This window comes from Microbacterium sp. zg.Y909 (genome assembly GCF_024626565.1).
In genome coordinates this window covers 1-9,407 of record NZ_JANJFJ010000169.1, presented here as the reverse complement: position 1 = coordinate 9,407, position 9,407 = coordinate 1, and the positions used below count along the sequence as shown (strand labels likewise).

The 9,407-nt window shown below is 72.2% G+C and carries 8 protein-coding genes; 4 read left to right on the top strand and 4 right to left on the bottom strand.

From position 1 onward, the window contains the following. From NQ160_RS12920 to rpsT, 3 genes are all read left to right on the top strand, one after another. A partial coding sequence (locus tag NQ160_RS12920) for an Ig-like domain repeat protein (protein ID WP_257515634.1) occupies positions 1-806 on the top strand: 806 nt, incomplete at its 5' end. A gap of 65 nt (positions 807-871) precedes the next feature. After that, on the top strand, positions 872-1,615 hold the full coding sequence (locus NQ160_RS12915) for an alpha/beta fold hydrolase (RefSeq protein ID WP_257515633.1): 744 nt from the start codon (positions 872-874) through the stop codon (positions 1,613-1,615). A gap of 116 nt (positions 1,616-1,731) precedes the next feature. Beyond that, positions 1,732-1,992, top strand: a complete 261-nt coding sequence (gene rpsT, locus NQ160_RS12910; protein ID WP_257509709.1) for a 30S ribosomal protein S20 — start codon at positions 1,732-1,734, stop codon at positions 1,990-1,992. Between the two features lie 364 nt (positions 1,993-2,356). Here the strand turns inward: rpsT and holA are convergent, their stop codons facing one another. From holA to NQ160_RS12895, 3 genes are read right to left on the bottom strand one after another with little or no spacing between them, the layout of a single operon-like run. After that, positions 2,357-3,409, bottom strand: a complete 1,053-nt coding sequence (holA, locus tag NQ160_RS12905; protein WP_257515632.1) for a DNA polymerase III subunit delta — start codon at positions 3,407-3,409, stop codon at positions 2,357-2,359. Positions 3,410-3,418: 9 nt separating this feature from the next. Then, entirely contained in the window at positions 3,419-5,785 is a 2,367-nt protein-coding gene (locus NQ160_RS12900) for a ComEC/Rec2 family competence protein (RefSeq protein ID WP_257515631.1), read from the bottom strand. Beyond that, a complete protein-coding gene (locus NQ160_RS12895; protein WP_257515630.1) occupies positions 5,782-6,408 on the bottom strand; it encodes a ComEA family DNA-binding protein in 627 nt (208 codons plus the stop codon). The genes NQ160_RS12900 and NQ160_RS12895 overlap by 4 nt, the downstream gene beginning before the upstream one ends. Positions 6,409-6,621: 213 nt before the next feature. Between NQ160_RS12895 and NQ160_RS12890 the strand changes: the two genes are divergently transcribed. Then, a complete protein-coding gene (locus NQ160_RS12890; RefSeq protein WP_257515629.1) occupies positions 6,622-7,329 on the top strand; it encodes a gamma-glutamyl-gamma-aminobutyrate hydrolase family protein in 708 nt (235 codons plus the stop codon). Between the two features lie 18 nt (positions 7,330-7,347). Here NQ160_RS12890 and NQ160_RS12885 read toward each other — a convergent pair. Continuing rightward, positions 7,348-9,407, bottom strand: a 2,060-nt coding sequence (locus NQ160_RS12885; RefSeq protein WP_257515628.1) for a leucine--tRNA ligase, incomplete at its 5' end; no start/stop codon positions are given.

Here is a 9,407-nt window from a genome sequence, read left to right as displayed (position 1 = left end):
AGCGGATCACGTCGGTGACGGTCGACGGCCAGCCCATCGATCCGGCGGCGGAGTACCGCATCGGCACGTTCTCGTTCCTGGCCAGCGGCGGTGACAACTTCCGCGTCTTCACCGAGGGCACCGGGTACGTCGACACCGGTCTGCTCGACTACGAGGCGTGGGTCGACTACATCGCCGACAACTCCCCTCTTGCCCCCTCGTACGCCAAGCAGGCCGTGCAGGTCAGCGGGGTGCCCGAGACGGTCGAGGCCGGCGCGCAGGTGCAGTTCTCGCTGGCGGGGCTGAACCTCACCAGTCGCGGCGCCCCCGAGAACACCACGCTGTCGGTCGCTCTCGGCGACACGGTGCTGGGTGAGGTGCCCGTCACCGCCGGCGCCGCGACGGTCTCTGTCACGCTGCCGGCCGGGGTCGCTGCGGGCGCTGCGGCGCTCACGTTGACGGCCCAGCCCTCGGGCACCGTCGTCACGGTGCCGATCGAGGTGGCGGCGAGCACCGTCGAGAAGGCGCAGACCAGCACCCGCCTCGTGGCGCTGCTGCCGGTGCACATCAACCGTTTCCTGCCCACGACGCTCGTCGCGTACGTGCAGCAGAGCGGGGCACGGGCCGACGGCACAGTCGAGTTCCGCGAGGGTGGACCCGATGGCGCCGTCATCGGCACAGCTCCCGTGCGCGGCGGACTGGCGTCGCTGCGGCTGGGCACGCTCACCCGCGGCAGCCACTCGTACACGGCCGTCTTCGTCCCCCGGGATGCCGAGACCGTGGCCGGGTCGGAGAGTGCGCCGGTGAAGGTGCGCGCCATCGGCTGACGATGTGCTGGGCGTCCGGCTGGAGCTGCGTGCTCCCCCGGGCGCCCGGCTCGTAGGGTGGACCCATGACGGTGCAGGTGGTGCTGGTCCACGGGATCCGCACGTCGGCGACGATGTGGCGAGCCCAGGTGGAGCACCTGGCTGCCCGTGGCATCCCCGTCCAAGCGCTGGATCTGCCGGGACACGGCACGCGCATGGCCGAGACGTTCACGTTAGAGGGTGCGTTCGCGGCGATCGACGAGGCGGTGCGGGAAGCCGCGACCCGCGGTCCCGTGCTGCTGGTGGGCCACTCGATGGGCGGGCTGATCTGCACCGAGTACGTCGGTCGCGAGGACCGGCCGCCGGTCGCCGGCTTCATCGGCGCCTCGTGCACCTCGGTGCCGCGCGGCGTGGGGTTGACCGCGTACCGGCTGATCGCGCGCGGATTCGACGCGCTGCCGAGTCACGGCATCTGGTTCACAAAGCGGATGCTGGCACGCACGCTGCCGCCCGAAACGCGGGAGGACTTCGGGGCGGGCGGATACGCGTTCACCGCCCAGGACGTTGCGCTGCGGAGCCTGTCGGTCCTGGACCTGCTGGCGGCCCTGCGGCGCATCGACGTGCCCACGTGGTTCGTCAACGGCCAGTACGACCAGCTGCGGGTGAACGAACGGCTGTTCTGCCGGCTCGTGCCGCAGGCGGAACTCATCGTCGTGCCCCGGACCACCCACCTGGTGACCGCCATGCGTCCCGCGGTGTTCAACGCCGTGCTCGACCTCTCCGTCGCGACGCTCGAGCACGAGGTGGCGCCGTCGGGTCGAGTCGTCTGAGCCTGCTAGACTCTGTAGTCGGCTTGCGTGTGGGTTTCCTCCTCACACGACTGCCGGGGGCACCCCTCTACTGCCGCTCGGCATTTCCTATCACTCCGAACGAAAGATACGTCGACGTGGCGAACATCAAGTCGCAGATCAAGCGCAACAAGACCAACGAGAAGGCCCGCGAGCGCAACAAGGCCGTCAAGAGCGAGCTTCGCACCGAGGTGCGTCGCACCCGCGAGGCCATCGCCGCCGGCGACAAGGCCGCAGCCGAGAAGGCCCTCATCAAGGCGGCCAAGAAGCTCGACAAGGCCGTCAGCAAGGGCGTCATCCACGAGAACCAGGCGGCGAACCGCAAGTCGGCCATCGCCAAGCAGGTTGCCGCGCTCTGACACGCAGCTGAACGTCAAGGCCCGTCCCCGCGTGGGGCGGGCCTTCGTCGTTGGTCGGAACTCCTCAAGACGGCGCGGGTCCGACGCTGTTCGGGCGGTCTGGGGCCCGTCCGTGCTCGTCCTCGAGGAGTTGCGGGCGGGGGCGCGCGCGGTGGGGGCGCGCGCGGCCGTCGCACGGCCCGCGCCCACGGGCTCACCAGGGCCGCCACGGGGGATCGCCGCCGCCGTCGCGAGCGAGACACGCGGGACACGAACGCCGACGCACCCGCTCAGGTGGCAGATGTTGCGGCATCCATGGGCCGTCGCTGACCACCACTGCCACACGAAGCGGCGGTGCCCGGCTCCAGGTGTCGGGATGCCGCGGTCAGCCGCCGAACGGCTGCCGGGTGGCGATGACGGTGACGAGGCGCTCCAGCGCGAACACGGGGTCGCGGGAGCCACCCTTGACCTCGGCATCGGCCCGCGCGGCCGCCTGGATCGCCATGCCGAGCGAGGATTCGTTCCAGCCCATCAGATCCCGGCGCGCGCGATCGACCTGCCAGTCCTTCAGCCCCAGGCGGCCCGCGAGCGCGCCGGAGGGCTCGCGGTGTCCGGCGACCTTGGCCATCGTGCGCAGCTTCATCGCGATGGCGGCGACCATCGGCACCGGGTCTGAGCCGGATGCCAGCGCCTGGCGCAGCGCCAGCAGCGCATCACCGTAACGGCCGGCGATGGCGGTGTCGGCCACGGTGAAGGCCGACGTCTCGACTCGGCCGCCGTAGTAGCGGGTGACGGTCGCCTCGGTGACGTCGTCGGGGACGTCCACGATGAGCTGCTGGCATGCGGCGGCGAGCTCGGTCAGGTCGTCGGCGAACGCAGACACCAGCGCGCGTAGGGCGGCCGGGGCGATGCGCTTTCCGGCGGCGGAGAACTCCCCCGCGGCGAAGTCGTACCGGTCGCTGTCGCGCTTGACCGCGGGGCAGGCGATCTCGACGCCGCCGCCGGTGCCGGCGCGGATCGCATCGAGCAGCTTCTTGCCGCGCACGCTCGAGGAGGTGTGGCGCAGCACCACCGTGGCGCCGTCCTGCGGGTGGTCGAGGTACGAGATCGCCTCGGCGAGGAACGTGTCGGAGCACTTCTCCACGCCCGACACGCGCACCAGTCTCGGCTCGCCGAAGAGCGACGGCGACGTGACCCCCAGCAGCGTGCCGGCGGCGTAGTCGTCGGCACGGATGTCGGTGACTTCGAGGCTCGGATCTTCGGCCCGCAGGTAGTCGCGCAGCCCGGCGATGGCGCGCTCAGCGCACACCTCTTCAGGACCGGAGACGAGCACGATGGGAGCGGGCTGCGGCTTGCGCCAAGACAGCTGCGGGATCTTGCTCGCCGCGGCCTTGCCGGCGGGCTTGCGCGCAGCGGGTCTGCGCGCGGGAGGTGCCATGTCTCCAGCCTATCCCGGGGTGCCGACGTCGACGCCCGGCGGAGCGCGCTCGCGCCACACGGTCAAGCCATCCGCGCCGGCGGAGGAGATCACCAGGATGCCGTCGCGATCCGTGCGCGCGATGGTCGCTCCCACCTCCACGAGCAGGTCGAGGATTTCGCCGCGCGGATGACCGTAGTCGTTGTCGACGCCGACGGTGACCAGCGCCACCGCGGGCTGCAGCATGCGGTACAGCCGCTGGGCCTGGTCGGCACTGCCGTGGTGGGCGACTTTGATGACGGCATAGCCCGCGGCGAGCCGCCCCGACGCGGCCAGGGCCTCTTGCGGCGAGGCAGACAGATCGCCCAGGAAGAGTGCCGCGGGCACCCCGCCGCCCGAGACATCGACGACCACCGAGGCGTCGTTCCCGGCGGGGAACGCCGCCGACCCGGCGTTCGGCCACAGCACGCGCCAGCGGGCGTCACCGAGTGCCCCCGAGACACCCGCGGTGCCTTCGACCCGGCGCGCCCCGCCCGCCTCGAGCTGTCGGAGGGCGGTGTGCGCCGCCGCATCCGCGGGTGGTCCATGCACCACGAGGTCGACGCGGCCGGCCACCGCTTCCAGGCCGCCCACGTGATCGGCATCGAAATGCGTCAGCACGAGCAGAGCGATGCGACGGATGCCGAAACGGCGCAGACACTCTTCCAGCGCCGCCGGGTCGGGCCCGGTGTCGATGAGGGCGACCGCCACTCCCGAGCGCACCAGCACCGCATCCCCCTGGCCGACATCGCACGCGGCGATCGACCACCCGGTGGGCACCGTCGCCGGGGCGATCGCCGTCGACAGCAGGGCGGCCCCTGCGCCTGCCCCGGCGAGCATCGCCAGCATCACGGCGCTGGCGGCGCGCGCCCGCCGCCAGGCGCGCGTCGGCGCGCCGGCTGCGCACACGACTGCCACCGCCGCGCCCACCGCGGCAAGGGCGACGACTCCCCGCACGCCCTCGGGCCACGGCACGGTCGCGCCCGGCAGGCCCGCCACGGTGAGGGCGGTACCCGCGATCCAGGCGGCGGGGAGCCAAGCCGCTGCCGTCAGCCCGGCCTGCAGCACGGGGATCGGCGCGGCCAGACATGCGGCGAGGCCCACGACGGTCGCGACAGGCGCGGCGGGGGCCGCGAGCAGGTTCGCCGCGACGCCGTACAGCGCGACGGACGGCTCCACGATGATGAGCAGCGGCCCGCAGGCGAGCTGTGCGGCCAGCGGTACGGCCAGGGTCAGCGCGAGGGGGCGTGGCATCCGTCTACCGATGCCGTCGGCCAGTGGACCGGAGAGCAGCAGAAGCGACCCGGTTGCCGCCACCGACAGCGTGAAGCCGATCTCAGCGGCGATCCAGGGGTCGGCGACCAGCAGCGCGACCACCGCGAGGCACAGCACCGAAAGACCGGCGCCGACCCGCCCGAGCAGCACGCCCAGCATCGCGATCGAGGCCATCGCCGCCGCGCGCACGACGCTGGGCTCGGGTGTCACGAGAACGACGAATCCGGCGAGGACCGCCAGCCCGCAGGCGACCCTGACGCCGCGGCGGGCCCCGCAGAGCGCGGCGACGGCGAAGGCGATCCCGACCACCAGCGCGCAGTTCGCCCCCGAGACCGCGGTCAGGTGCGACAGCGAAGACGCCTTCATCGCGGCATCCAGATCATCCGAGACGGCTGATGTATCACCGACGGCGAGGCCGGGGACGAGCCCGCCACCCGGGTGCGGCAAGCCGTGGGTGGATGCCACGAGTCGCTCGCGCAGGTGCGCGGTCGCGGCGAAGGCGCCCACGGGCCCCGTCTGCACGGTGAGCCCGCCGGTCGCGCGGACGACCAGCACGGCCCGCTCCCCCGGGTGCGATGCGAACGCCGTGCCTACCGCCTCGACGCGGGCGCCGGGGGCGAGGTCGCCGGGAGCGTCCACGTCTTCGGGCGCCACGCGCACCGCCACCGGCAGGGACGTCACGTGCACGGTGGGCCCGATCACGACCCGGTCGGCAACGGCGTCGAAACCCAGTCCCAGCGCGGACGGCTCCACCTTGCCGGTGACGACGGCCGTAACGCTCAGCGCGCGGCCGCCGTCCACATCGAGATGCTCCACGGACCGGCCGGGCTGCGCGAGGGCCAGGTGCGACAGCACCGCGCCGGCCGCGGCGCACGCGATCACCGCCGCAGCGAACCCGGTGCGGACGGAAGGCCGCCGAGTGCTGCACGTCAGCCCCAGTGCCGCGAGACACAGCACCCACGCGGTGATCGCCGCGACGGGGGTCGCCTCGACATGCACGGCGCCCACCAGCGCCGCCGCCCAGGCGCCGCCGACGGCGGGCACCAGCCGCAGGTCGCGTCGTCGCGCGCGGCGCAGGCTCACACCGTCACCAGATCCCGCAGCGACGCGAGCATCTTGTCGCCGATGCCGGGCACCGCCAGCAGATCGTCGACACTGGTGAACCGCCCGTTCTCGTCGCGCCAGTCGATGATGCGCTGGGCCAGTGCCGGCCCGATGCGCGGCAGGGTGTCGAGCGCCGCCAGATCCGCGGTGTTGAGGTTGACCTTGCCGCCGTCGGCGCCCGGTGGGCCGCCAGGAGCGGATCCCGGCGCGGCCACCGGCGCGGTGGGGGCCTCGCCGATCAGGGGCACGCGAAGCTGTTCTCCATCGCCGATGACCCGCGCGAGGTTGATCGCGCCCTGGTCCGCGCCCTCGGTGAGCCCGCCGGCGGCCGCCACCGCATCGACCACGCGTGCACCCTCGGCCAGTCGGTACAGCCCCGGAGACGCCACCGCGCCGAACACGTGCACGTACACCTCCGCGGCCGGCACGGTTGCGCCGGGCGTGGCCTGGGTCTCTGCGATCGTGACGGACTCGACCGGTACCGACGACGTGCGCACGATGCCGATGGCGACGGTCACCGCCAGCGCCGCGATCACGACGACCGTCACTGCGCCGACGCCGAGGCGCCGACGGGCGGGCGGTGCGGAAGGATCGCCGGTCACTCCGTCACGTTAGGTGTGGCGACCCCTGCCGCATCCGCCGCACGGCTGCATCCGTGGAGGCGGTGGCTGTGGCGGCGGCGGTGGAGGAGACGGCGGTGGCTGTCAGCGCGGCGGCGCCTTGCCGCCCGGTCGCGACACACGTGCGAAACGCGGGCGTCACCCCGGCGTCGTGATCCTCTGGGATCCTGCCTGTACCCACAACCGGAGGCCACGATGCACCAGCGCCCCGCAGCCATGTTGCTGCACGTCCGCGACGAGAGGCCCCACGCTCCCGACTCCCAGCGGCAGCTGAACGTGCTCAACGACGCCACCGTGCGAGCGGTGAACGCGCTCGGCTGGACAGCCGAGCTGGTCGCCGCAGCCGAGGTGGATGAGCAGTCGGTTCTCGAGCGAGCACAGCGGGTGGACGTCGTCGTCGTGCTCGGTGGTGAGGACGTGGACCCCGGGTTCTACGGCGGGGCGCGGGACTATCCGGGATCCGGCCTGCACGAGCCCGTGGCGGACCGCGTCACCATCGCCGTGATCCGGGATGCCGTCGAGCGCAGCACGCCGCTCCTCGGCATCTGCCGCGGGCTGCAGCTGATCAACGTGGCTCTGGGCGGCACGCTCGTGCCCGACATGCACGGGCACCGCTCCGCGGAGGGCGACCCCTTCGTCGCCACCCCGGTGATCGCGCAGGGTGAGAGCGCCGTAGGGTCCCTCGCGGAGACCGGACCGGTGCTGTGCACCCACCACCAGGCGATCGACGAGCTCGCGCCGGGACTGCGCGTGCTGGTGCGTGCCGTCGACGGCGTCGTCGAGGCCGTCGCTCACGAATCGGCGCCGGCAGTGGGCGTGCAGTGGCATCCCGAGCACCCCGACACCGCGTCGACGCAGGTCGGTGCGCTGCTGCGTCATGTGACGGGTCGGGGCACCCTGTGAAGCTGAGCGCGCTGCGGGTCAGCGGGTGCTGAAGCTGACCACCTTCGGGGGCCGCACCACCGCGCGCGTGATCTCGCGGCCGGCGAGAGAACGCACAATGCGCTCGTCACCGCGCGCGAGCGCCTCGAGCTCGGCGGCCTCGATGCGGGCGGGGACCTCGAGGGTCGCCCGCACCTTGCCGTCGATCTGGACCGCCACCTTGACGGTGTCCTCGACGAGAAGCGTCGGGTCGGCCTGCCGCCACGGTGCGAGCCCGATCGACGGCTGGTAGCCGAGGATCTCCCACATCTCCTCCGCGGTGTGCGGCGCGAACAGGTCGAGCACCAGCGCAGTCACCTCGGCCGCCTCGCGCACGGCGGGGTCGGCCGCGCCCGCTCCGCTGTCGATGACCTTGCGGGTGGCGTTGACGAGCTCCATGAGTCGAGCGACGACGACGTTGAACTTCGTCTGCTCGACCAGCCCCGGCGCATCGGCCAGCAGCCGGTGCGTGATGCGGCGGAGCGCCGTGTCGCCATCGGCCCAGACCACGTCGGGACGGCTGGTGACGTCGCCCGCCACGCGCAGTGCACGCGCCAGGAACTTCGCCGCGCCCACCGTGGAGACGTCGGCCCAGTCCTTGTCGTCCTCAACGGGACCCGCGAAAGCGAGACCCACGCGCAGGGCGTCGGCGCCGTGCGCCTCGAGTTCCTCCTGGAAGAGCACCAGGTTTCCCTTGCTCTTGGACATCTTCGCGCCGTCGAGAATCACCATGCCCTGGTTGATCAGGCTCGAGAACGGCTCGGTGAACTCGACATGGCCCATGTCGTACAGCGCCTTGGTGATGAAGCGCGCGTACAGCAGGTGCAGGATGGCGTGCTCGACGCCGCCGATGTAGAAGTCGACGGGACCCCAGCGGTCCGCCTCGCGCTGCGAGAACGCCTGCGTGCTGTCGCCGGGCGAGAGGAAGCGCAGGAAGTACCACGAGCTGTCGACGAAGGTGTCCATCGTGTCGGCGTCGCGCCGGGCGGGCTCACCCGTCTCGGGGTCGACGGTGGTCACCCAGTCGGTCGCCGCACCCAGCGGCGAGGATCCCTTGGGCGTGAGGTCCAGTCCCTCGCGCGACGGCAGCTCGACGGGCAGCTGGTCGTCGGGCACCGGCACGATGCGACCGTCCGCGGTGTGGATCATCGGGATCGGCGTGCCCCAGAACCGCTGGCGGGAGATCAGCCAATCGCGCAGGCGATACGTCTTCGACGCGCGGCCGGTGCCGGATGCCTCGAGCAGCTCGATCGCGCGCGCGATCGCGTTGCGCTTGCTCAGACCGTCGAGCGGCCCGGAGTTGATCATGCGCCCTTCGCCGGTGAGCGCGATGCCGGTCTTGGCGGGGTCGGTGTCGTCGGCATCCGTGCCCGGATCGATCGGCACACCCTCATCGTCCAGCTCGATCACCGGAATCGCGCCGGTGACCGGGGCGCTGGTGTCGACGACCACCCGCACGGGCAGGTCGAACGCGCGGGCGAAGTCCAGGTCGCGCTGGTCGTGCGCCGGCACCGCCATGACGGCGCCGTGGCCGTAGTCGGCCAGCACATAGTCGGCGGCCCAGATGGGCAGTCGCTCGCCGTTGATCGGGTTGATCGCGTAGCGGTCGAGGAAGACGCCGGTCTTCGGGCGGTCGGTGGCCTGCCGATCGATGTCGGTCGCCTTCTGCACGCCCTCGAGGTAGTCCTGGAACCGCATGCGCACCTCGGCCGACGCGCCGGCCGCGAGCTCGGCGGCGAGGTCGGAGTCAGGTGCCACGACGAAGAAGGTCGCGCCGTGCAGCGTGTCGGGGCGGGTGGAGAAGACGGTGACCTTCTCGGCGCGGCCTTCGATCTCGAAGTCGATGTCGGCACCGACCGAGCGGCCGATCCAGTTGCGCTGCATCTGCAGCACCTTGTGCGGCCAGAACCCTTCGAGCTGGTTCAGGTCGTCGAGCAGCCGGTCGGCGTAGTCGGTGATGCGGAAGTACCACTGGGTGAGCTTCTTCTTGACGACCTCGGTGCCGCAGCGCTCGCACCGGCCGTCGACGACCTGCTCGTTGGCCAGCACCGTCTGGTCCT